Source organism: Streptomyces sp. CA-278952 (assembly GCF_028747205.1).
In the GTDB taxonomy this organism is placed as follows: domain Bacteria; phylum Actinomycetota; class Actinomycetes; order Streptomycetales; family Streptomycetaceae; genus Streptomyces.
On sequence record NZ_CP112880.1, the window covers coordinates 2,586,843 to 2,609,294 of the forward strand.

A 22,452-nucleotide genomic window follows, 5' to 3' on the forward strand; every position below is an offset into this window, starting at 1 on the left:
GGGCGTGCAGGGAGCGCACTCGCCTTCCGCTCAGCCCGCGCCGCACACCAGGACGTCCCCCGCTCAGGCCGGGCAGCGCAGCAGCACGTCCCCCACCTCAGCCCGCGCCGCGCACCAGGACGTCCCCCGCCTCCGTGCGGAAGTAGAGCACGGAGCGGCCCGCGCGACGGCGGCGGACCAGTCCGGCGTCCAGCAGGACCCGCAGATGGCGGCCGACCGATCCCAGCCCCTGCCCGGTCAGCGCGACGAGCTGCGTCGTGCTGAGCGGGGAGGCGAGCAGCAGCAGGACGACCGCCCGCGCCGGCCCGATCAGCGCGCCCAGGGCGGCGGGCACGGGAACGCTCCCGGCCTCGGCGAGCGCGCCGGAGCACGGGTACACCAGCCCGTACCGGCGTGGAATGTCCCAGCAGACCCAGGACTGGTACGGGGTCACCGGAACGAACAGCAGTTGGGCGCCGCCCAGTTCGCGGGGCGGATTGTCGTGGGTGTTGATCTGGAGCCGGCTGCCGCCCAGCCAACGGATTCCGGGGCGCATGCCGTTCACCGCTTCGGCCCAGCCGCCACGGCCCAACTGGGCCGAACGGGCCACCACATCGGCCTCCAGAACCTGCCGCCGCCTCGGCCAGTCGGGCAGCACGGTGTGCGTCCAGACCCACTCCACGGCGTCGGCGGCGCGCTCGGCCAGGTCGTCCCGGTCCAGCGCGGCGGGCAGCGGCCCGCCCACCGCCTCGGCCAGTTCGGAGCGGGCCCGGCCGGGCGGGGTGGCCCGGACCGGCACCAGCTCGTCGGCGAAGGAGGGCGGGGCCTGGCCGGGCGGGGCGGGGGCCGGCGCGGGGACGAGGAAGTCGGCGTTCCACCGGGGCGCGAGGGCGGAGCCGATCACCAGCGCGGAGACCGGGTGGTCGGCCTTCCACCGCCGGTACGCGGGCAGGTGGGCTTCCAGCCAGGCGCGCTCACCCGGATGCGCGGCGGTGGCCCGCTCCAGGACCAGCAGACTCGCGACGGCCTCCGCGAGGGGCGAGACGACGAACCGACTGTTCGCGAGCGTGTCCGCACCGACCTGCCACCAGCCCACGCGCCCCACCGCCCCGCTCTCCGTCGGCCTCCGGCTCCACCGCCGTCGCGCGCCGCCCCAGTCTCACTCGGCCTCCGGCTCCACCGCCGCCGCGCCGCCCCGCTCTCCGTCGGCCTCCAGCTCCACCGCCGCCGCGCCGCCCGCCCGTCCGGGCTTTCGCGTCCGCGCGAAACAGTAACGCTCCCGGCGACGGTGTCCGGAGACTCCACCCCATGCGCACCTACCGCGAACTGTTCCGGACCCCGGAGTTCTCCCCCTTCTTCGCCGCCGTCTCCGTGCAGACGGCCGCCCAGACCGCGACCGGTCTGGCGCTGGGCACCCTCGTGTACACGCGGACGGGCTCGCCCCTGCTGTCGGCCCTGGCGATGTTCGGCCCGTCGCTGGCCCAGGTGGCCGGGGCGCTCACCCTGCTGTCGGCGGCGGACCGGCTGCCGCCGCGCGCCGCGCTGACCGCCCTGGCGCTGCTCTCCGCCGGGGCCGCCTGCGTCCAGGCCGCTCCCGGACTGCCGCTGTGGGCCGCGTTCGCCGTCCTGCTGGTGGTGGGCGCGGCCTCGTCACCGGGCGGGGGCGTACGGTACGGGCTGCTCAACGAGATCGTTCCGCGCGAGGGGTTCCTGCTCGGCCGCTCCGTGCTCAACATGACGGGCGGCGCGATGCAGATCTGCGGGTTCGCGGTGGGCGGGCTGCTGGTGACGGTGTTCTCGGCGCGCGGCACGCTGCTGATCGGGGCGGGCCTGTACGTCGTCGCGGCGGCCGTGACCCGCTTCGGGCTGACCGCCCGGCCGCCCCGGGCCACCGGCCGCCCGTCGGTCCGGGAGACGCGGCGGACGAACGCGCTGCTCTGGTCGTCCACGCCGCGCCGGTACGTGTTCCTGGCGCTGTGGGTGCCCAACGGGCTCGTCGTCGGGGCCGAGTCCCTGTACGTCGCGTACGCGCCCGGGCACGCCGGGCTCCTCTTCGCCGGCGGGGCCCTGGGCATGCTGGCCGGGGACACGCTGGTCGGGCGGTTCGTCTCGGCACGGTGGCGGGCGCGGCTGGGGTCCCCGCTCCGGCTGCTGCTCGCCGCGCCCTATCTGCTCTTCGCGCTGCGTCCGGAGCTGCCCCTCGCGCTGGCGGCGGTCGTCCTGGCGAGCGTGGGCTTCGCCGCGAGTCTGCTGCTCCAGGAACGGCTGATGGCCCTCACCCCGCAGGAGCTGAGCGGCCAGGCGCTCGGGCTCAGCTCCTCGGGGATGCTCGCGATGCAGGGCGTGGGGGCGGCCGTGGCGGGCGGCATCGCCCAGCTGACCTCCCCCGCAACGGGCATGGCGGCGGTCGCGGGGTTCTCGGTGGCGGTGACGCTGGCCCTGGCCCCGGGGCTGCGCGACCGGTCCGGGGACATCGGGGGCAGACTGCCGGTAGCGGACGGATCACCGCGAGCGTCCCGTACACCCCGCACGGAAGAGACGACATGAGCGACGAGACCAGGCGCAGCCAGAAGGAAGCCATGCTCTCCGGCGAGCTCTACCTCGCCGACGACCCCGAACTGGCGGCGGAGGCCCGGCACGCGGCCGTGCTCAGCGAGCGCTTCAACGCCACCTCGGCCGCCGACCCCGAGGCCCGGCGCGCCGCCCTCGCCGAGCTCCTCGGCGAGCTGGGCGAGGGCGCCGAGGTCCGGCCGCCGCTGCGCGTCGACTACGGCTACCAGACCGCCATCGGCCCCCGGACGTTCATCAACTTCGGCGCGGTCCTCCTGGACGTCGCCCGCATCACCATCGGCGCGGACGTCCAGATGGGCCCGAACGTCCAGCTGCTCACCCCGACCCACCCGATCGACCCCGAGCCGCGCCGCGCCAAGTGGGAGGCCGCGCAGCCGATCACCATCGGTGACAACGTCTGGCTGGGCGGCGGGGTGATCGTCTGCCCCGGGGTGACCATCGGCGAGAACACCGTGGTCGGGGCGGGGGCGGTCGTCACGAAGGACCTGCCCGGAAACGTGGTGGCGGTCGGCAACCCGGCCCGGGTGATCCGGAAGATCGGCGAGACGGAGGCGTAACCCGTCGGGCGCTGCGCGGGGCGCACATCGCACCCGGGCGCTACGGGGCCCGGAGATGACGAAGTCGGGGAGAAGCCCCGCCCGGGACCGGCCCGGGACCGGCCCGGGACCGGCCCGGAACCGGCCCGGAGCCCGCCCCCCGACGGCTCCGCCCCCGGCCGGATACGTTCCCGGGCGGGGGCGGAGGGGTGGAGCGCGGCTGTCCGGTCCGGGCGTCAGCCCTGGCCGGTCAGGTCGATGGTGACCGTGCGCTCGGCGGGGGTCTTCCCGGCCAGGGCGGTCTTCATCGCCTGGGCCACGTCGTCCGCGCCGACCTGGTGCTTCTTGCCGTCGCCCTTGACCGCCATGATGCCGTCGAAGACGCCGTCCAGGAGCTTGTCGATCGCCTGCTTGTCGTAGACGTCGACCAGTCGGCCGTCCACGGGCTTCATGGAGAGGATCTGCGGCAGCGACCGGGCCGGGCCGAACTGGATCTCCTTGGGACCGGCCTTGATCGTGATCAGGCCGGACATGGCGGGCTCGGCGAACTCCTTCATCGCCCGGTCCAGTTCGGCCTTGGTGATGGTGGGCTCGCTGGTGGTGACGGGGAGTTCGACCAGCCGGCCCTGCCCGGTCTGCACCTGGGCGCGGTAGGCGTCCCGGACCGAGATCAGGGACTGGCCGGCGTCCAGCGTCCTGCCCGGCTTGCCCGGCACCGCCACGGCCTTGTTCGGCTCGAAGCGGATCGTGCCGTCACTGGACGAGCCGGAAGCGCCCGCCAGATCGGTCAGGGCCACGCCGAGCTTCTCCTCGTCGACCGGGATCACCGGGTCGGCGGGACGTTCCCCGCCGAACAGCGAACCGATCACCGAGACGGGGTTGTAGTCGCTGCCCGCCGCGCCGCGCACGGTCTCCTGGCTGTCCAGGGTGAGACCGGCCTTCTCGGGGTCGAGCTTCTCCTCCTTGCCGTCCACCGACAGCGTCAGGGGCGTCTTGGCCCGCTCACCGAGGGCGGCTTCGAGCTTGGTGACCGCCTCCTCCTTCGTGCCGCCGCCGATGTCGACGCCGAGCACCGTGGTGCCCTTGGGCACCTCGGAGTGGTTCAGCAGGAGGCCCGCCCCGTACGCGATGCCGAGCAGCACGACCGCGAGCACCCCGAGGAGGACCAGCTTGGAGCGGCCCTTCTTCGCGGGGGCCGGGGCGGCGGCCTGGGACGCGGGACGCGGGGCGGCGGGGCCGGGCGTGGGAACACCGGGTCCGCCCGGACCGCCGGGGCCGCCCGGAGGTCCGCCGGCCACCGGGCCGCCGGGGCCGCCCGGGAACGCGACACGGGGCTCGCTGGGCACCACGGGGATGCCGCTGGTCAGTGTGGAGCCCGAGACATGGCCGGGGCCGGACTCGGGCGTCGGGGCCGCCTGGCGCGTGAGGATCGCGGTGTCGTCGGACATCCGGGGCGGTACCCCGCCGGGGACGCCCGGCACCATCGGGCCGGGGCCGCCGTGGCCCGGGACGCCGTCGAGGTTCGGGGTCAGCGAGGAGCTGCCGGTGACCGGTCCCGCGGTGGGGCCGGAGGGGCTGGAGGGGCCGGGCGGACGCACCCCGAGGCCGGGGGTGGAACGCGGGCCTCCGCCGGGGGGCTCCGTGCCGTAGCCGTCGAGCGCGCTGCGGTCGGGGCCGGGGCCGGGTGTGCCCGGACCGCCGCCGGACTGCGGGGCGTCCGAGAAGTACGGCAGGTCGGGGCGCGAGCGGCCCGCGTCACCGTCGGACCCGCCACCGGGGCCGCCGGGGCCGCCCATGCCGGGGGCCTGGGCACCGCCGGGGCCGGAAGGAGCGCCGCCGGGGGCGCCGGGCGCTCCGGTGCCCTGAGCGGCTGCTCCCGGCCCGGCGGCCGGGGCCTTGCGCGGAGCGAACCAGTCGCTGCCGCTCTTCTCCCGGCCCGGCTTCTCGCCGCGCGTCGGGTCAGCGGAAGGGCCGCCGTCCCGGGGCCGGTCCGCGGCCGCCGCGCCGTTCGGGCCCGCGGAACGGTCCGCGGGTCCGGGCGCGGGCGGCGGCGTGCCGGGGCGCGGGGTGGCGCCGGTGCGCTCCGCGTCGGGACGGCCGCCGGTGATGTCGCTCTCCGCCATCGGCGTACGCATCACGACCGGCGGGATGGGACGCGACCCGGGGATGTTGATCCGGATGCGCGTCGTCAGCGTCGTCTCGGTCTTCGGTTCCTCGGGCCGGGGCGGAGCCACGGATTCCGGGTTCTCGTCAGAGCCGTCCTGCGACGGATGGAGCGACGGATACTGGCGGGATCCGTACGGCGGCGTACCCGAGGGATACGCGGCTCCGCCGCGGCCCTGGGGCCCGGAGGACGAACTGTCAGTTTCACGACTCAAAGCAGGTTCTCCCGATTGGCTCCGCCGCCCGTACTTCCCCCATGCCGCAGGCCAGGGGACGGCTCGGCGCGCGCACCACCATACTGGCCGCCGCCGTCGGACACTCCTCGACCGGGTGAAACCTCCACCCGTGCATCACACCTGTGGGGGTCTCTCCCGACCCGGACTTGGCACTTCACGTACCGGACCGGCCGCTGTGGATGGCCGATTGCGGCACTTTGGACGTGGTGGCGCACATCACAGCGGCGGCCGTCCCGCCGAGCATGAACAGCACCAGGCCGAGTTCGTCGCCGAAGACGTAGTCGCCTTCCGGCCGCCCGCTCAGCAGGAGGAACACCGTGATGAACCAGCCCCCCGCCGGGGCGAGCGCGCCGATCTGGGTGCGGGTCAGGATCCGGCCGCCGTAGAAGAGGCCCGCGGCGGCCGCCAGCGCGATGATCAACCCGCCCGGGAACCAGGCGGCTTGGACGAGTGCGCCGGCGATCGCGACCAGGACGCCGAGGACGGCGAGGCCCGCGTAGGCGGCGATCCGGGCCGGGTTCGGCCGGGCCGCGATACCGGTGGGCTCGGACTCCCTGGGCGGCGCGTTCCGCCGCGGCGCGGGGGAGGAGCCCGCGCGGACGCGGCCCTTGCCCGGGTTCCCGCTCACTCGGTGCCTCCCGCAGCACCCGGGGCGTCCGTAAAGTCCATAACGTCCGCAGCGGCCGTGGCGGCCGTGGCGGCCGTGGCGGAAGACAGGCCCGCGAAGAGGTCGCCCTCGCGCGTCCCCGCGGGCACGCCCGCTGCGCCCCGCACCAGTTGGTAGTACTCGGTCGTCAGCAGGGGCTGACCGAGGTCGTTGGAGAGGGCGAAGAACGGGCCGTCGACCGCGATCTGGGTGGCGTGGGCGCGCATCGCCGCCGACTTGGCCCCGGCGTACGCCGATCCGTCGATCTCCGCGGTGATCCGCTCCCCGTCGGTGACGCCCGGGACGTCGTCCACGGAGGCGATGCCGGGGAAGGCCCCGGGGGCGGTGGCGCGCAGCCGCTCGAAGCCGGCCTCGGCCACGGCGCGCTCCACCCGGTTCCAGTAGATCTTCGCGATGGCGTGCGGCGCGTCGGTACCGTACGCCGGGTCGGCGGCCAGGTCGGCGGCGCGCATCGCGACGCGGTGGGCCTGGATGTGGTCGGGGTGGCCGTAGCCGCCGTCCGGGTCGTAGGTGACCAGGACCTGGGGGCGGACCTCGCGGATCACCTCGACGAGGTGGGCCGCCGCCTCGTCCACCGGGGTGGACCAGAAGGAGCCGGGGCGGCCGTTCTGCTCGGCGCCCATCATTCCGGAGTCCCGGTAGCGGCCGGCCCCGCCGAGGAAGCGGTGGTCGTCGACGCCGAGCTCCTTCATCGCCGCGGCCAGCTCGCCGACGCGGTGGGGGCCGAGCGCGTCGTCCCGGTCGGCGGTGAGGCGGGCGAGCGCGGGCGGGATGACCTCGCCCTCCTCGCCGAGCGTGCACGTCACCAGGGTGACGTGGGCGCCCTCGGCGGCATACCTGGCCATGGTGGCGCCGTTGTTGATCGACTCGTCGTCGGGATGCGCGTGCACCAGCAGCAGACGGCGGGCGGGGAGGTCCTTCATGGGGACCACCCTACGAGCCCCGAGGCCCCCCGTGCCCCCGCGCCCCGTGCCCCGCGCCTCCTCGGCCCCCCGGCCCGCCCCGGCGCGGTCAGAACTTGATGCTGCTGATCATCCCCGCCACGTTGGTCGTCAGGTCCGAGATGGTCGGTGCGACCGACGAGCTCGCGATGTAGAACCCGAGCAGCATGCAGACCACCGCGTGCCCTCCCTTCAGCCCGGATTTCCGGATCAGCAGGAAGACGATGATCGCCAGCAGCACTACCGCCGAAATCGAGAGCGCCACGGCGGTTCACCTCCATCGGTACGTTCGGACGGTCGGAACGGGGGTATGCGAAGTCAGCAGGTTCCTACCCACCTAGCGCTACGGATCATAACTTTCCGTGCCAACGCATTGGTCGGGGCACAGCAGCACGAGGGGCGCACGAACCGCGCCGCACAGGGGAGTTCGGAGCTAAGTTCGGAGTCATGACCTCGCAGAAGCTGTCCTTTCCCCGCCAGCAAGCACGGACCCAGCGCTTCACTCTCGGCGCACCTCGCGCCTTCACCGTCTCACCGGATGAGACACGTGTGATCTTCCTCCGGTCGACGTCCGGAACGGACCGCACCACCCGGCTCTGGGTCCTCGATCCGGCGACCGGCGAGGAGCGCGTCGCGGCCGATCCCGAAGTCCTGCTGGGCGGCGCGGCGGAGAAGCTGTCGGCGCAGGAGCGGGCCCGGCGCGAGCGGACCCGGGAGGGTTCGTCGGGCATCGTCTCCTACGCGGTGGACGCGGCCGCGGAGTTGGCCGCGTTCGCCCTGTCCGGAAAGGTGTACGTGGCCGAACTGCGGGCCGGGACCGCGCGGGCGCTGCCGGTGCCGGGCCCGGTGATCGACCCCCGCCCGTCCCCCGACGGCCGGCACGTCGCGTACGTGGCCAAGGGCGCGCTGCGGGTCGTGGGCGCGGGGGGCGAGGGTGACCGGGCGCTGGCCGAGCCGGAGGACTCTCATGTCACCTACGGTCTGGCCGAGTTCATCGCGGCCGAGGAGATGCACCGCTACCGGGGTTTCTGGTGGTCGCCGGAGTCGGACCGGCTGCTGGTCGCGCGGGCCGACGACAGCCCCGTACAGCGGTGGTACATCGCCGATCCCGCGCATCCCGAGCGCCGGCCCGCCGAGATCGCCTACCCGGCGGCGGGCACGCCCAACGCCGAGGTGCGGCTCTTCGTCATGGACCTGGAGGGGGCCCGTACCGAAGTGGTCTGGGACCGGGCCGCGTTCCCGTACCTGGCCCAGGTGCACTGGTCCTCCGCGGGCGCCCCGCTGCTGCTGGTCCAGGCCCGGGACCAGCGCAGCCAGCAGTATCTGGCGGTGGACCCGGAGAGCGGTGCGACCCGCATCGTGCATGTCGACGAGGATCCGGTGTGGCTGGATCTTTTCCCCGGGGTGCCCGCGTGGGCGCCGGACGGGCGGCTGGTGCGGATCGTCGACGAGGGCGGCGCGCGGGTGCTGGCGGTCGGGGACCGGCTGCTCACGGGGGCGCAGCTGCACGTCCAGTCGGTGCTGGACATCGGGGAGTCCGACATCCTGGTCTCGGCGGTGGCCGGTGAGGACGCGGTCGAGCCGGAGATCGGGCAGATCCATGTGTACCGGGTGAACGAACTGGGAATCGAGCGCATTTCCGAAGGGGTGGGTGTGCACTCCGCGGTCCGCTCGGGCAATCTTGCGGTCCTGGTCTCGGCCGTTCCCGAGGAGCCCGGGGCCGCCGCGTGGGCGGTGCGGGACGGCAAGCGGCTGGCCCGGATCCCGAGCTTCGCCCAGGAGCCGGTGCTCTCCGCCCGCGTGACGCTCACCGAGGGGGGCGCACGGCGGATTCCGTGCGCCGTGCTGCTCCCCTCGGACTACCAGGAGGCGGATGGTCCCCTTCCGGTCCTGATGGATCCGTACGGCGGTCCGCACGGCCGCCGGGTCGTCGCCGCGCACAACGCTCATCTGACCTCGCAGTGGTTCGCGGACCAGGGCTTCGCGGTGGTCGTGGCGGACGGGCGGGGCGCGCCGGGCCGCTCGCCGGGCTGGGAGAAGGCGGTGCGGGACAACCTCGTGATGACGATGGAGGACCAGGTCGAGGCGTTGCACGGGCTCGCCGGGCGGTTCCCGCTCGACCTGTCCCGGGTGGCGATCCGCGGCTGGTCCTTCGGCGGCTATCTGGCGGGGCTCGCGGTGCTGCGGCGGCCCGACGTGTTCCACGCGGCCGTGGTGGGCGCTCCGGTGACGGACCAGCGGCTGTACGACACCCACTACACCGAGCGCTATCTCGGCGACCCGGCGACGCAGCCCGAGGTGTACGCGTACAACTCGCTGCTCACCGACGACGGTCTCTCCGAGCCCGCCGCCGAGGTCCGGCCCATGATGATCGTGCACGGCCTGGCCGACGACAACGTGGTGGTCGCCCACGCCCTGCGGCTGTCCTCGGCGCTGCTGGCCGCCGGGCGTCCGCACGAGGTGCTGCCGCTGAGCGGGGTGACGCACATGACGCCGCAGGAGCAGGTCGCGGAGAACCTCCTCCTGCTCCAGGTCGACTTCCTCAAGCGGTCGCTGGGACTGACCGGAGCCTGAGCGGCACCCGGCCGGCCCGGCCCGTCCTCCCCGTCATCCGCTCACCAGCGGGGCGGCGGGGAGGCGGGCGGGGGCCCGAAGCCGGGAGCCTGGGCGGGCGGCTGACCAGGAGCCCCGTACGGCGGGTTGCCGGGGGGGCTGGGCGCCCCACGGTCCGCTGCCGCCCCACGGGCCCGGGGCACCACCGGCGGGGGTGCGCCCGACGCCCTTACGGGCGAGGACGAGGAGCACGAGGGGTCCGGCGAGGAGCGCGGAGAAGGAGGTCAGCATGTTCAGCTGCGCCTCGATGTCCGCGTCGAGGAAGTGCTCGTACATCTCGTAGTGGATGATGCGCGCCGTGCCCAGCACGCCCGAGGAGAGCACGAACCCGCCCGCGAGCAGGCCGAGGGGGCGCGCGTGTGCCGCACCGGCGACTGCGCCGACGGCCGCCGCCAGGAACACCAGGACGTGCGTCACGGAGACCCAGCCGGGAGGTCCCTCGGTCAGCGGGCCGGTCAGGGGCCCGGCCGATGAACCCGGATGAACAAGGCGTTCGGAGGGGTGGGCCGGAAGCGGCGGGCGACCGGCCGGAGCGACAAGACGACGCTCCGGCCGGACCACGGCACCCGCACGGCCGTACGCTGTTCAGCATGGGGCGTTCGTATATCGGTGCGGCGACGGCGGAGTTGCCTGCTTGTTAACGCGTCCGACGCGACCTCATGACGTTTCACCCTCGGTGCGCCCCGGCCTCTCCCCGGGCTCCGGTCCCGGCCGCGCGGGCCCCGGGGCCTCCCGCTTGCCCTCCGGCGGCACCACGCGCTTCTCCTCCGCGAAGTGGCACGCCGAGTCGTGCCGGGCCGGGGTGTCGACGTGCCGGAACTCCGCGGGGACCGCCAGCAGCGGAACCTCCAGTGCGCACCGCTCCTGCGCCTTCCAGCACCGGGTGCGGAAGCGGCAGCCCGAGGGGATGTTGGCGGGCGAGGGGACGTCGCCGTGCAGGATGATCCGTTCCCGGTGGTCGCGGGCCGTCGGGTCCGGTACGGGGACGGCGGAGAGCAGCGCCTGGGTGTACGGGTGGGTGGGGTGGTCGTAGATCTCCGCGTCGGAGCCGATCTCCACGATCCGGCCCAGGTACATCACGCCGACCCGGTCGGAGATGTGCCGGACGATCGAGAGGTCGTGGGCGATGAAGACGAAGCTGAGGCTGAACTCCGCCTGGAGCCGGTCCAGCAGGTTGACGACCTGCGCCTGGACGGAGACGTCGAGCGCGGAGACGGGTTCGTCGGCGACGATGATCTCCGGGTTGAGGGCGAGGCCGCGGGCGATGCCGATGCGCTGGCGCTGACCGCCGGAGAACTGGTGCGGATAGCGGTTGATGTACTCCGGGTTGAGCCCGACGACGTCCAGGAGGTCCTGCACCTTCTGCCGTCGGCTGCCCTTCGGGGCGACCTCGGGGTGGATCTCGTACGGCTCCCCGATGATGTCGCCGACCGTCATCCGCGGGTTCAGCGAGGTGTAGGGGTCCTGGAACACCATCTGGATGTTGCGGCGCACGGCCTTCAGCGCCCGGCCGGACAGCTTCGCGATGTCCTCGCCCTTGTAGCGGATCGCGCCGGCGGTGGGGCGCTCCAGGTGGACGAGCATCCTGGCGACGGTCGACTTGCCGCAGCCCGACTCCCCCACGATGCCCAGCGTCTCGCCGGCGTACAGGTCGAAGTCGACGCCGTCGACGGCCCGGACCGCGCCGATCTGCCGCTTGAGGAGGACGCCCCGGGTCAGCGGGTAGTGCTTGGCGAGGCCGCGTACCTGGAGGATCGGGTCGCCCTCCGTGTACGGCGTGACGGCGTCCTGCCGGGCCTGGGACAGCAGGGTGGAGCCGGCCGCGCCGCCGCCGGTCCCCGCACTCTCGTCGCGGTCAGCGTGCATCGAGCGTCTCCTTCCAGAAGTGGCAGGCGCTCCGGCGCCGCTCGTCCACCTCGTAGAGCGGCGGCACGTCGCTGCGGCATACGTCCCGGGCCTGCGGGCAGCGGGGGTTGAAGGCGCAGCCGGGCGGGATGCGGGTGAGGTTGGGCGGCAGGCCCTTGATCGCGTAGAGCTCCTGCCCCTTCTGGTCCAGGCGCGGGATCGACTGGAGGAGGCCCTTGGTGTACGGGTGGGCGGGGGCCTTGTAGATGTCGTGCACGGGGGCGGTCTCGACGATGCGGCCCGCGTACATGACGGCGATCTTGTCGGCGACGTCGGCGACCACGCCGAGGTCGTGGGTGATCAGGATGAGGCCCATGTTCAGCTCGCGCTGGAGTTCGGCGAGGAGTTCCATGACCTGGGCCTGGACGGTGACGTCGAGGGCGGTGGTCGGCTCGTCGGCGATGATCAGGGACGGTTCCAGGGCCATCGCCATGGCGATCATGATGCGCTGGCGCATCCCGCCGGAGAACTGGTGCGGGTAGTTGCCGACCCGTTCCTTGGCGGCCGGGATGCGGACCCGGTCCATCAGCTCGACCGATCTGGCCTTCGCGTCCTTGCGGGACATGCCGCGGTGCACGACGAACATCTCGCCGAGCTGCTGGCCGACGGTGAGGACCGGGTTGAGCGAGGACAGGGCGTCCTGAAAGATCATGGCCATCTCCTGGCCGCGGATCTTCCGCCGCTCCTCCGGCTTGAGCTTCAGCAGGTCCCGGTCCTTGAAGAGGATCTCCCCGTCGGCGATCTTCCCGGGCGGCATGTCGAGGATGCCCATGATCGCCTGGGCGGTGACGGACTTGCCGGAGCCGGATTCGCCCAGGACGGCGAGCGTCTCGCCCTCGGCCACCGAGTAGTTGACCCCGTTGACGGCCTTGGCGACGCCTTCGCGGGTGTGGAACTCCACGTGCAGATCGCGCACTTCGAGCAACATGGCAACCGGCTCCTCAGCGCAGCTTGGGGTCGAGGGCGTCGCGCACCGCGTCGCCGAGCATGATGAAAGCGAGCACGGTGACCGCCAGCGCCCCGGCGGGCCAGAGCAGCATGTGCGGGGCGTTGCGGATGTAGTTGGCGGCGGCGGAGATGTCGATGCCCCACGAGACGGCCGGGTCCTTCAGGCCGACCCCGAGGAACGAGAGGGTCGCCTCCAGCGAGATGTAGGTGCCGAGCGCAATGGTCGCCACGACGATGACCGGGGCGACGGCGTTCGGGGTGATGTGGCGGAGCATCATGCGGGAGTTGGAGGCGCCGAGCGCGCGGGCCGCCTGGACGTAGTCGTTCTGCTTGGCGGTGATGACCGAGCCGCGGGCGATGCGGGCGATCTGGGGCCAGCCGAGCAGGACGATGAAGCCGACGACGGGCCAGACGGTGGAGCTGGTGACGACGGAGAGGAAGACCAGGCCGCCGAGGACGACGGGGATACCGAAGAAGACGTCGGTGAGGCGGGAGAGGATCGAGTCCCACCAGCCGCCGAAGAAGCCGGCGAGGCCGCCGAGCACGCTGCCGAGGATCGCGACGCCGAGGGTGGAGCAGATGCCGACGGTCACCGAGGTGCGGGTGCCGTGGACGACCCGGGTGTAGACGTCGCGGCCCTGGGGGTCGAAGCCGAAGGGGTGGCCGGGCTCGGAGCCCTTCTGGGCGTCGTCCAGGTTGGCCTGGAGGGGGTCGCCGCTCGCGATGAGCGAGGGCCAGATGGAGATGGTCACCAGGAAGAGGATGACCAGTGCGGAGATGATGAAGACCGGGTTGCGCCGCAGGTCGCGCCAGGCGTCGGACCAGAGGCTGCGGGGTTTGCCGGCCGGGCCCGTGCCGTCGGGGCCGGCCGGGTTCTTCTCCAGGCTGGCGCCCTCCGCCATGGCGAGGTCCGTGGGGCCGCCGGCTCCCGCCGGGGAGATCGCTCCGTCCGATGACTGCGGCTCAGGCATAGCGGATCCTCGGGTCGAGTACGGCGTACAGGAGGTCGACGATCAGGTTGGCGGCCAGGAAGACGAGGACGAGAATCGTGACGAACCCGACGACGGTCTGGGAGTTCTGGCGCAGGATCCCCTGGTAGAGCTGGTAGCCGACGCCGTGGATGTTGAAGATCCGTTCGGTGACGATGGCCCCGCCCATCAGGGCTCCCACGTCGGTGCCGATGAAGGTGACGACGGGGATCAGCGAGTTGCGCAGCAGGTGCCGTACGACGACCCTGCGGCGGGGCAGGCCCTTGGCGACGGCGGTCCGTACGTAGTCGGCGCGGGCGTTCTCGGCGATCGAGGTCCGGGTGAGCCGGGTGACGTAGGCGAGCGAGACCGAGGCGAGGACCAGCCCGGGGACGAGCAGTTCGTCGAAGGTGGGGTCGGCGGAGACCGAGGGCTTGATGATGCCCCACTTGACGCCCAGGAGGAGCTGGAGCAGCAGGCCGGTGACGAAGGTCGGGACGGCGATGACGACCAGCGTCAGGATGAGGACGGTGGTGTCGACGGGGCGGCCGCGCCGCAGTCCGGTGACGACGCCGAGGCTGATGCCGATGACGACCTCGAAGACGACCGCGACGACGGTGAGCCGGATCGTGATCGGGAAGGCGGTGGCCATCAGCTCGGTGACCTTCTGCCCGTTGAACGCGGTGCCGAAGTCGCCGGTGAACACGTTGCCCATGTAGGTGAGGTATTGCTGCCAGACCGGCTTGTCGAGGCCGAATTCGGAGCGCAGCTGGGCGGCGGTGGCCGGGTCGCACTGGCGGTCGCCGCAGAGGCCCGCGATGGGGTCGCCCATCACGTTCACCATGAGGAAGATCAACAGCGTGGTGCCGAAGAAGACGGGGATCATCTGCAGCAGCCGCCGGATCACATAACGTCCCATGAGGGGCTCCGGGGGTTGGGGCTTGCGGGTCCGGGCGAGGGGTGCGGGTGCGCGGACGGCCGGGGCGCTGGTGTCGGGCGTCCCGGCCGTCCGCGTCGCTCAGTGCGTCACTTGACGGTGATCTCTTCGTAGACCGGGACGCTGAACGGGTTCAGCGCGACGTTGTCGACCCGGTCCGAGTAGCCGGCGCTGCCGTTCTGGTACCAGAGCGGGATGACCGGCATCTCCGTGACGAGGATCTTCTCCGCGTCCTGGAAGGTGGTGACGGCCTTCGCCTTGTCGGTCTCGGCGTTGGCCTTGTCGATCAGGCCGTCGAACTCCTCGTTGCTCCACTTGCCGTCGTTGGACGGGGCGTTGGTGTAGTAGAGCGGCTGGAGGAAGTTCTGGATCAGGGGGTAGTCCATCTGCCAGCCCGCTCGCCAGGCGCTCTTCAGCTTCTGGGTGGAGACCTGGGCGCGGAAGTCGGCGAAGGTGCCGACGGGGCCGCCGACGCAGGCCTTGTTGTCGCCCATGACGTTGTTGATGCTGTTGCAGACGGCGTCGACCCATTCCTTGTGGGAGCCGGTGTCCGCGTTGTACGAGATCTTCAGCCGGCCGCCGGGGATGCCGCCGCCCTCGTCGATCAGCTTCTTGGCCGCGGCCTTGTCGTACGTGCACTCCTTGCCGCAGAGGCCCTTCTTGAAGCCGCCCTCCTCGCCGAGGACCGGGGAGGTCCAGTCGGAGGCGGGGGTGCGGGTCTTCTGGAAGATCTGGTCGGTGATCTGCGGCCGGTTGATCGCCATCGAGAGACCCTGGCGGACCTTGCGGGCGTCGTCGGTGTCCCACTCCTTGTCGTAGAAGGGGAAGGCCAGGGTCTGGATGATGCCGGCGGGGGTGTTGATGTACCGGTCGCCGAGGTCCGCCTCGACGTTGCGGAGCTGGGAGGCGGGCACGTCGTCGACGAGGTCGAGGTTGCCCGACGTCAGGTCGGTGTAGGCGGTGTTGTTGTCGGTGAAGACCTTGAGGTCGACGCCGCCGTTCTTGGCCTTGTCGTCGCCCGGGTAGTCGTCCCACTTGCGCAGGTTCATCGAGGAGCCCTTGGCGTACGACTCGATGGTGTACGGGCCGTTCCCGACGGGCTTGGAGAGCCAGGCGTCGTGGTCGTCGTAGAACGCCTTGGGCAGGGGGACGAAGGCGGAGTAGCCGAGGGTGTCAGGCCACAGGGAGAACTTCTGGGTGAGCTTGGCGGTGAAGGTCAGGTCGTCGACGACCTTCAGGCCGGACAGGGTCTCGGCGGAGGCGGAGCCGGACTCCGGGTGGACCTTGTCGTAGCCCTCGATGTACTGGAAGAAGTAGGCGTTCTTCTGGTTGTTCTTCAGCGCGGCCCCGTAGTTCCAGGCGTCGACGAAGGACTTGGCGGTGACCTTCTCGCCGTTGGAGAACGTCCAGCCGTCCTTGAGCTTGATCGTGAAGTTCTGGGAGTCCGTCGAGTCGATGGACTCGGCGACCATGTTCTCGGCCTCGCCGGTCTTCGGGTCGTAGCGGATCAGGCCGCGGAAGACCATGTCGAGGACCTTGCCGCCCTGGACCTCGTTGGTGTTGGCGGGTTCCAGCGGGTTCTGCGGGTCTCCCCAGGAGGAGCTGACGATGCCGTCGGCGCCGCCGCTGCCGCCGTCGTCACCGCCACCGCCACCGCAGGCCGTGGCTGTCAGGGCGACGGCCACCGCACATGCGGCCCACCTGACCTGTGTGGCTCCGCGCATGAAGTGCCTCCTAGAGTCATCGAGTAGCTCAATGCCTCATACCACCCCATGACGCCATGTATCGCATGCGGGCTTACCCCGTACGGGCGGGACGCGAAGCGGACGCGACGATGCCCGGTCCCCCTCGGGGAACCGGGCATCCGCCGTTCAGGAACCGCCGGCGATCACGCCGCGTGCACGACGTCGCGCTCCTCGGCGAAGTGGCACGCCGACTCGTGCGTGGCGGGAGTGGTTCCCGCGACGAAACGCTCGGGGATCGCCAGCAGGGGCTCCTCCGTCGCGCAGCGCTCCTCCGCCTTCCAGCACCGGGTGCGGAAGCGGCAGCCCGAGGGCGGGTTCGCCGGTGACGGAACGTCACCGGTCAGGATGATCCGGTCGCGTCCCTCACGGGCCGACGGGTCGGGGACCGGGACCGCCGACAGCAGCGCCTGGGTGTAGGGGTGCGTCGGGTGGTCGTAGATCTGTGTGTCCGTACCGATCTCGGCCATCTTGCCGAGGTACATGACGCCGACCCGGTCGGAGATGTGCCGGACGATGGACAGGTCGTGCGCGATGAAGAGGTAGGACAGGTTGAACTCGTCCTGGAGCTTCGCCATCAGGTTGATGACCTGTGCCTGCACCGACACGTCGAGCGCGGAGACCGGCTCGTCGCAGATGATGATCTCCGGGTTGAGCGCGAGGCCGCGGGCGATGCCGATGCGCTGGCGCTGACCGCCGGAGAACTGGTGCGGGTACCGGTTGATGTACTCCGGGTTCAGCCCGACGACGTCCAGGAGCTCCTGGACGCGGCGGCGCCGGTCGCCCTTGGGGGCCACCTCGGGGTGGATCTCGAAGGTCTCCCCGATGATGTCGCCGACCGTCATCCGCGGGTTCAGCGAGGTGTACGGGTCCTGGAACACCATCTGGATGTTGCGGCGCACGGCCTTCAGCGCGCGGCCGGACAGCTTGGTGATGTCCTGGCCCTTGTAGAAGACCTCGCCGGCGGTGGCCCGCTCCAGCGTCATCAGGAGCTTGGCGACCGTGGACTTGCCACAGCCGGACTCCCCCACGATGCCGAGGGTCTCACCGGCGTACAGGTCGAAGGAGATCCCGTCGACGGCCTTGACCGCGCCGATCTGCCTCTTGAAGAGGACGCCCTGGGTGAGCGGGAAGTGCTTGACGAGGTTCCGCACCTGGAGGATCGGCTCGCCCTGGCTGACGGGCGCGTCGATGGCGGCTACGGCCTCCGCCTCGGTCACGGCGTCCACGGTCTCCACGTCGGAGACGTTCGGGGTGGCGTCCACGGGCTCCTTCTTGAGCTCAGCCATGGATCGTCTCCTTCCAGAAGTGGCACGCGCTGCCGCGGCCGACGAGCTCCAGGCCGTCCTGCTCGGTCACCGGAGTGAGCGGCGGGACGTCGGTGCGGCAGATGTCCTGTGCCATGGGGCAGCGCGGGCTGAAGGCACAGCCCGCGGGGATACGCGTCAGGTTGGGCGGCAGGCCCTTGATCGCGTAGAGCTCCTGGCCCTTCTGGTCCAGGCGCGGGATCGATTCCAGCAGGCCCTTGGTGTACGGGTGCGCCGGGCGGCTGTACAGCTCGCCGACCGGGGCCGTCTCCACGATCCGGCCCGCGTACATCACGGCGATCTTGTCCGCGACGTCGGCGACGACGCCGAGGTCGTGGGTGATCAGGATGAGCCCCATGTTGTACTCGCGCTGGAGCTCGGCCAGCAGGTCCATGACCTGGGCCTGCACCGTCACGTCGAGCGCGGTGGTCGGCTCGTCCGCGATGATCAGGTCCGGCTCCAGGGCCAGCGCCATGGCGATCATGATGCGCTGGCGCATACCGCCGGAGAACTGGTGCGGGAAGTCCGCGATACGGGCGGCCGCCGCCGGGATCTTGACCTGGTCCATCAGCTCGATGGACTTGGTCTTGGCCTCCTTCTTGGAGAGGCCCTGGTGCACACGGAACATCTCGCCGAGCTGGTAGCCGACGGAGAGGACCGGGTTCAGCGAGGACAGCGCGTCCTGGAAGATCATCGCGATCTTGCGGCCGCGGATCTTCCGGCGCTCCTCGTTGGACATCTTCAGCATGTCCTGGCCGCGGAAGAGGATCTCGCCCTGCGTGATCTTCCCCGGCGGCATGTCGAGGATGCCCATGATGGTCTGCGCGGTCACGGACTTGCCGGAGCCGGACTCGCCGAGCACGGCGAGCGTCTCGCCGGCGCTGACGGTGTAGTTCACACCGTTGACCGCCTTGGCCACACCGTCGCGGGTGTGGAACTCCACGTGCAGGTCACGGACGTCGAGCAGTGGACCGTCGCCACTCACGGACTCCCGCGGTGCGGGGACGTGAGCCGTCTTGTCGATGGTGGTCACGAACGCCTCCCTCAGCGCATCTTGGGGTCGAGGGCGTTGCGGACCGCATCGCCGAACATCAGGAAGGACAGCACCGTGATCGAGACCATCACCGAGGGGATGACCAGGACGTACGGCGCGTTGCGGAGCTGGTCCTTCGCAGCGGACACATCGATGCCCCACGAGACCGTCGGCTCGGCGAGGCCGATGCCGAGGAACGACAGGGTGGCCTCGGCGGCGATGTAACCGCCGAGCGCGATGGTGGCGACCACGATCACCGGAGCGATGGCGTTCGGCAGGATGTGCCGCGTCAGGATCCGGAAGGTGGAGGCGCCGAGCGCCTTGGCGGCGACCACGTAGTCGGCCTGCTTGATCGTGATGACCGAGCCACGGGCGACACGGGCGATCGACGTCCAGCCGAGGAAGGCCAGCGAGAGGATCACGACCCACACCGAGCGCTTCTCGAAGCTGGTCAGGATGACCATGGCGCCGACGATGAAGGGGACGCCGAAGAAGACGTCGGTGATGCGGGACAGGATCGTGTCGATCCAGCCGCCGAAGTAACCGGCGAGCATGCCGATGACCAGGCCGGTGATGGTGACCGCGAGGGTCACCACGACGCCGACGGTGATCGAGGCGCGGGCGCCGTAGACGAGACGCGCGTAGATCGAGCGTCCCTGTCCGTCGTAGCCGAGCCAGTCGGGGGCGAAGAAGTGGCCCCAGTTCGGGTGCTGGAGGTAGTGCTCGGCCAGGTTGGCTTCCCTCGGCGAGGCGCTGGTGAACAGCCCGGGGAAGATCGACATCACGGCGAGCAGCAGGATCAGCACCATCGAGATGATGAAGAGCGGGTTGCGCCGCAGGTCGTGCCAGGCGTCCGACCAGAGGCTGCGCGGCTTGCCCGGCGCGGGGCCGGCGTCCGTGGCGGGCGGCGCGTCGACCGGGGTGGCCGAGGCGTCGGTGCTCTTGAGTGCGGTGGTGTCAGGCATACCGGATCCTCGGGTCCAGGACCGCGTAGAGCAGGTCGACGAGCAGGCTGCAGATGAGATAGACGACGACGAGCAGCGTCACGACGCCGACGACGGTGGCACCCTCACGCTTGCCCAGAGCCTCGAAGACGAGCGATCCGACGCCCTTGATGTTGAAGATGCCCTCGGTCACGATCGCGCCGCCCATCAGGGCGCCGATGTCGGTGCCGAGGAAGGTGACGACCGGGATGAGCGAGTTGCGCATCAGGTGGACGCCGATGACGCGGCGGCGCGGCAGGCCCTTGGCGACAGCCGTACGCATGTAGTCGGCGCGCATGTTCTCGGCGACCGAGGTACGGGTGAGGCGGGCGACGTACGCGAGTGACAGCGATGCCAGCACGATGGCCGGCATGATCAACTCGGTGCTGGTCGGTTCGAGACTCACGTTCGGCTTGGCGATGCCGAGCTGGAACGCGAAGAGGTACTGAACGAGGAAGCCCAGCACGAAGGACGGCATGGAGATCAGCACCAGCGTCAGACCGAGCAGACCGCGGTCCCGGAGGGACTCGGCCTTGAGGCCCGCGACGATGCCGAGCGAGATCCCGGCGACGACCGTGAAGACGAAGGCGAAGATCGCCAGTCTGACGGTGATCGGGTAGGCGTCGGAGATGACTTCGGCGACCGGACGCTGTGTCCCGATCTGAACGCCGAGGTCACCCTGGAACAGATTGCCCAGGTAGTTCAAATACTGCTGCCAGATCGGCTGGTCGAGGCCGTACTGGGCCTTCAGAGCGGCGATCTGTGATGCATCTACGTGCTGTTCACCGGCAAGTGCTCTGACGGGGTCGCCGGGCAGTGCGTACATCATCAGGAAGACCAGCAGGGTCGACCCGAGGAAGACCGGGATCATCTGGAGCAGTCGTCGTGCGACATAGCGCCCCATGGGTGCCTCCGTGTGGGGATAACTGCGGCGCGGGGGCCGCCTCTTCGCAGAGGCGACCCCCGCGCCTCCGGCCGTGCTGAGGGGCAGCACGGGCGGATGACGGCCAGTTGGGGAATGACCCGCAGGCGTTACTTGGTGGTGACGCCGGTCAGTTCGAGGTCACCGTGGAAGTCGACCTTGACGTTGTCGACGTTCTTTCCGTGGCCGCCGTTGATGCGGTAGTACCAGAGCGGGATCGCCGGCATCTTCTCGACGAGCGCCTTCTCGACCTCCTGGTAGGCGGCGACCGACTCCTCCAGGGAGTCCGCCTTGTCGCCCTTGGCCATCAGCTCGTCGATCTCCTTGTCGGCGAAGCGACCGTTGTTCGACTCCGCCTTGGAGTGGTAGAGCTCCTTGAGGAAGTTCACGTTGACCGGGTAGTCGGCGACCCAGCCACCGCGGTACATGCCCTTGACCTGGTTGTTGTCACGAGCCTCGAGGTCGGTCGGGAAGTCCGGCTTCGCGTCGCCCACGCAGTCGACCCCGGTGGCGTTGCGGATGGACTCGCAGACCGCGGTCACCCACTCCTTGTGCCCGCCGTCGGCGTTGTACTGGATGGTGAACTTGTTCTCCGGAACACCGCCGCCCTCCTTGATGAGGGCCTTGGCCTTGACCGGGTCGTACTTCAGGAAGTCCGACTCGAGCTGCTGGTTGCCCTTGACCTGCGGCGGCGTGAAGCTCGTCGCGGGGGTACGGGTGTTGTTCAGCACGGTCTTGGTGATCGTGTCGCGGTCGATGCCCATGGACAGGCCCTGGAGGACCTTGGGGTCGATGTCCTTGAACGTGGCGTTGTAGAACGCCGGGACCAGCGTCTGGATCGCGGCGTAGGGCTGCTCGATCGCGCCGTCGCCCAGGTCCGTCTTGTACTTGGGCAGGTCACGCGGGCCGACCTGGCGGATCATGTCCAGGTTGCCGGAGATGACGTCGGAGTACGCGGCCTCGACGGTCGAGTAGTTCTTGAACTGGATGCCCTTGTTGGCAGCCTTGTTCGGGCCCTGGTACTCGTCCCAGGCCTTGACCTGGATGAGCTTCTTGTGGGTCCACTTCTCGAACGTGTACGGGCCGTTGCCGATCGGCTTCTGGCCGAACGCCTTCGGGTCGTCGTAGAAGACCTTGGGCAGCGGCGCGAACGTCGCGTAACCGAGCTTGTAGTTGAAGTACGGAACCTTCTCCGCCAGCTCGATCGTGAACGTGGTGTCGTCCACGGCCTTCAGACCCGACATCTCCTTGGACTTCGGCGCACCCTTCTCGGGGTGGACGTCCGCGTAGCCCGCGATGTCGGAGAACCAGAACGCGTTCTGCTGCTTGTTCTCGATGTTGGCGTACCAGTTCCACGCGTCGATGTACGACTGCGCGGTCACGGCCTCGCCGTTGTGGAACTTCCAGCCGGCCTTGAGCTTGACGGTCCAGGTCTTGGAGTCCTCGGACTCGACGGACTCGGCGTTCGTGAGAACGATCTCGCCCTTGTCGTCGAAGTCCAGCAGCTGGGTGAACAGCGACTGGATGACGTAGGAGCCGTTGCTCTCGTTCGTGTCGGCCGGCATCAGAGGCTTCTGGGGCTCACCGACGTCGATCGAGACGTAACCGGCGGGCTGGCCCGACGTGCTCTTCTTGCCTTCGTCGCTGCTGTCGCTTCCGCCACAGGCAGTCGCGGCCAGGGCGATGACGGCCGCTCCCGCGACCCACTTGGCGCTCTTGGCACCGCGCATGGGTTTCCTCCTCATGAGTCCACTTTTGACTACAAGAGGGGCACTGGAGAGATTCACCGACACCCCTGACGGTGATCGTTCAGTGCCCCGAGTGTGCTCGTGAGTCGGCACTCCCCACAGTGCGTGACCCATTGACCCGAGCTCAATGGAGCCAACTATTGAGTACGGCCGGGCTGTAAACCACACTTAAAGGGTCTCGGTTTGACAACATCAGCACCCTCTGCGTGCCCGAAATCCGGACAAAGCGATCCCAGACAGACACGCCCGAAAC

The 22,452-nt window shown here is 70.7% G+C and carries 19 protein-coding genes; 3 read left to right on the top strand and 16 right to left on the bottom strand.

What is annotated here, in order from left to right; translation table 11 throughout:
* Positions 1-97: 97 nt before the first annotated feature.
* Positions 98-1,075, bottom strand: a complete 978-nt coding sequence (locus N7925_RS11195; RefSeq protein ID WP_265603829.1) for an ArsR/SmtB family transcription factor — start codon at positions 1,073-1,075, stop codon at positions 98-100.
* A gap of 212 nt (positions 1,076-1,287) precedes the next feature.
* Between N7925_RS11195 and N7925_RS11200 the strand changes: the two genes are divergently transcribed.
* Entirely contained in the window at positions 1,288-2,526 is a 1,239-nt protein-coding gene (locus N7925_RS11200) for an MFS transporter (RefSeq protein WP_274343772.1), read from the top strand.
* Complete coding sequence (locus tag N7925_RS11205; protein WP_274343773.1) at positions 2,523-3,107, top strand: sugar O-acetyltransferase; 585 nt, start codon at positions 2,523-2,525, stop codon at positions 3,105-3,107. Before N7925_RS11200 ends, N7925_RS11205 begins: the two co-directional genes overlap by 4 nt.
* Before the next feature lie 215 nt (positions 3,108-3,322).
* Here N7925_RS11205 and N7925_RS11210 read toward each other — a convergent pair whose 3' ends face one another.
* The 4 genes from N7925_RS11210 to N7925_RS11225 form a co-directional block, all read right to left on the bottom strand.
* The gene (locus N7925_RS11210; RefSeq protein WP_265599512.1) at positions 3,323-5,464 is read right to left on the bottom strand and encodes a hypothetical protein; all 2,142 of its coding nucleotides are present in this window, start codon (positions 5,462-5,464) and stop codon (positions 3,323-3,325) included.
* Between the two features lie 175 nt (positions 5,465-5,639).
* Positions 5,640-6,113 (bottom strand): DUF6113 family protein, encoded by a 474-nt coding sequence (locus tag N7925_RS11215; RefSeq protein ID WP_274343774.1) that lies wholly within the window; start codon positions 6,111-6,113, stop codon positions 5,640-5,642.
* Positions 6,110-7,075, bottom strand: coding sequence for an N-acetyl-1-D-myo-inositol-2-amino-2-deoxy-alpha-D-glucopyranoside deacetylase (gene mshB, locus N7925_RS11220; RefSeq protein WP_274343775.1), 966 nt, complete (start codon positions 7,073-7,075; stop codon positions 6,110-6,112). Before mshB ends, N7925_RS11215 begins: the two co-directional genes overlap by 4 nt.
* Positions 7,076-7,163: 88 nt before the next feature.
* Complete coding sequence (locus tag N7925_RS11225) at positions 7,164-7,358, bottom strand: hypothetical protein (RefSeq protein ID WP_097870105.1); 195 nt, start codon at positions 7,356-7,358, stop codon at positions 7,164-7,166.
* A 182-nt stretch (positions 7,359-7,540) separates the two neighbouring features.
* Here N7925_RS11225 and N7925_RS11230 point away from each other — a divergent pair, with 182 nt between their 5' ends.
* Positions 7,541-9,667, top strand: coding sequence for a prolyl oligopeptidase family serine peptidase (locus N7925_RS11230; protein WP_265599515.1), 2,127 nt, complete (start codon positions 7,541-7,543; stop codon positions 9,665-9,667).
* A gap of 33 nt (positions 9,668-9,700) precedes the next feature.
* Here N7925_RS11230 and N7925_RS11235 read toward each other — a convergent pair whose 3' ends face one another.
* The 11 genes from N7925_RS11235 to N7925_RS11285 form a co-directional block, all read right to left on the bottom strand.
* Entirely contained in the window at positions 9,701-10,123 is a 423-nt protein-coding gene (locus N7925_RS11235; protein WP_274343776.1) for a hypothetical protein, read from the bottom strand.
* A gap of 240 nt (positions 10,124-10,363) precedes the next feature.
* A complete protein-coding gene (locus N7925_RS11240) occupies positions 10,364-11,572 on the bottom strand; it encodes an ABC transporter ATP-binding protein (RefSeq protein ID WP_274343777.1) in 1,209 nt (402 codons plus the stop codon).
* Complete coding sequence (locus N7925_RS11245) at positions 11,562-12,539, bottom strand: ABC transporter ATP-binding protein (RefSeq protein WP_274343778.1); 978 nt, start codon at positions 12,537-12,539, stop codon at positions 11,562-11,564. Before N7925_RS11245 ends, N7925_RS11240 begins: the two co-directional genes overlap by 11 nt.
* A gap of 13 nt (positions 12,540-12,552) precedes the next feature.
* A complete protein-coding gene (locus N7925_RS11250; RefSeq protein WP_265599519.1) occupies positions 12,553-13,530 on the bottom strand; it encodes an ABC transporter permease in 978 nt (325 codons plus the stop codon).
* On the bottom strand, positions 13,523-14,446 hold the full coding sequence (locus N7925_RS11255; RefSeq protein WP_018956260.1) for an ABC transporter permease: 924 nt from the start codon (positions 14,444-14,446) through the stop codon (positions 13,523-13,525). The genes N7925_RS11250 and N7925_RS11255 overlap by 8 nt, the downstream gene beginning before the upstream one ends.
* A gap of 107 nt (positions 14,447-14,553) precedes the next feature.
* Positions 14,554-16,188 (bottom strand): peptide ABC transporter substrate-binding protein, encoded by a 1,635-nt coding sequence (locus N7925_RS11260; RefSeq protein WP_274343779.1) that lies wholly within the window; start codon positions 16,186-16,188, stop codon positions 14,554-14,556.
* A 164-nt stretch (positions 16,189-16,352) separates the two neighbouring features.
* Positions 16,353-17,495, bottom strand: a complete 1,143-nt coding sequence (locus tag N7925_RS11265; RefSeq protein ID WP_265599521.1) for an ABC transporter ATP-binding protein — start codon at positions 17,493-17,495, stop codon at positions 16,353-16,355.
* Complete coding sequence (locus N7925_RS11270; protein WP_265599522.1) at positions 17,488-18,546, bottom strand: ABC transporter ATP-binding protein; 1,059 nt, start codon at positions 18,544-18,546, stop codon at positions 17,488-17,490. Before N7925_RS11270 ends, N7925_RS11265 begins: the two co-directional genes overlap by 8 nt.
* A gap of 11 nt (positions 18,547-18,557) precedes the next feature.
* On the bottom strand, positions 18,558-19,511 hold the full coding sequence (locus N7925_RS11275) for an ABC transporter permease (protein ID WP_265599523.1): 954 nt from the start codon (positions 19,509-19,511) through the stop codon (positions 18,558-18,560).
* On the bottom strand, positions 19,504-20,433 hold the full coding sequence (locus N7925_RS11280) for an ABC transporter permease (RefSeq protein WP_265599524.1): 930 nt from the start codon (positions 20,431-20,433) through the stop codon (positions 19,504-19,506). Before N7925_RS11280 ends, N7925_RS11275 begins: the two co-directional genes overlap by 8 nt.
* Before the next feature lie 128 nt (positions 20,434-20,561).
* Positions 20,562-22,181 (bottom strand): peptide ABC transporter substrate-binding protein, encoded by a 1,620-nt coding sequence (locus N7925_RS11285; protein ID WP_265599525.1) that lies wholly within the window; start codon positions 22,179-22,181, stop codon positions 20,562-20,564.
* Between the last annotated feature and the right edge of the window lie 271 nt (positions 22,182-22,452).

What these genes read in the sequence shown, in the direction of transcription:
- N7925_RS11250 (WP_265599519.1), bottom strand. Translation starts at nt 13,530, where the DNA reads ATGCCTGAGCCGCAGTCATCGGACGGAGCGATCTCCCCGGCGGGAGCC.
- N7925_RS11205 (WP_274343773.1), top strand. Translation starts at nt 2,523, where the DNA reads ATGAGCGACGAGACCAGGCGCAGCCAGAAGGAAGCCATGCTCTCCGGC.
- N7925_RS11285 (WP_265599525.1), bottom strand. Translation starts at nt 22,181, where the DNA reads ATGCGCGGTGCCAAGAGCGCCAAGTGGGTCGCGGGAGCGGCCGTCATC.
- N7925_RS11245 (WP_274343778.1), bottom strand. Translation starts at nt 12,539, where the DNA reads ATGTTGCTCGAAGTGCGCGATCTGCACGTGGAGTTCCACACCCGCGAA.
- N7925_RS11200 (WP_274343772.1), top strand. Translation starts at nt 1,288, where the DNA reads ATGCGCACCTACCGCGAACTGTTCCGGACCCCGGAGTTCTCCCCCTTC.
- N7925_RS11265 (WP_265599521.1), bottom strand. Translation starts at nt 17,495, where the DNA reads ATGGCTGAGCTCAAGAAGGAGCCCGTGGACGCCACCCCGAACGTCTCC.
- N7925_RS11230 (WP_265599515.1), top strand. Translation starts at nt 7,541, where the DNA reads ATGACCTCGCAGAAGCTGTCCTTTCCCCGCCAGCAAGCACGGACCCAG.
- mshB (WP_274343775.1), bottom strand. Translation starts at nt 7,075, where the DNA reads ATGAAGGACCTCCCCGCCCGCCGTCTGCTGCTGGTGCACGCGCATCCC.
- N7925_RS11240 (WP_274343777.1), bottom strand. Translation starts at nt 11,572, where the DNA reads ATGCACGCTGACCGCGACGAGAGTGCGGGGACCGGCGGCGGCGCGGCC.
- N7925_RS11260 (WP_274343779.1), bottom strand. Translation starts at nt 16,188, where the DNA reads ATGCGCGGAGCCACACAGGTCAGGTGGGCCGCATGTGCGGTGGCCGTC.
- N7925_RS11275 (WP_265599523.1), bottom strand. Translation starts at nt 19,511, where the DNA reads ATGCCTGACACCACCGCACTCAAGAGCACCGACGCCTCGGCCACCCCG.
- N7925_RS11280 (WP_265599524.1), bottom strand. Translation starts at nt 20,433, where the DNA reads ATGGGGCGCTATGTCGCACGACGACTGCTCCAGATGATCCCGGTCTTC.
- N7925_RS11255 (WP_018956260.1), bottom strand. Translation starts at nt 14,446, where the DNA reads ATGGGACGTTATGTGATCCGGCGGCTGCTGCAGATGATCCCCGTCTTC.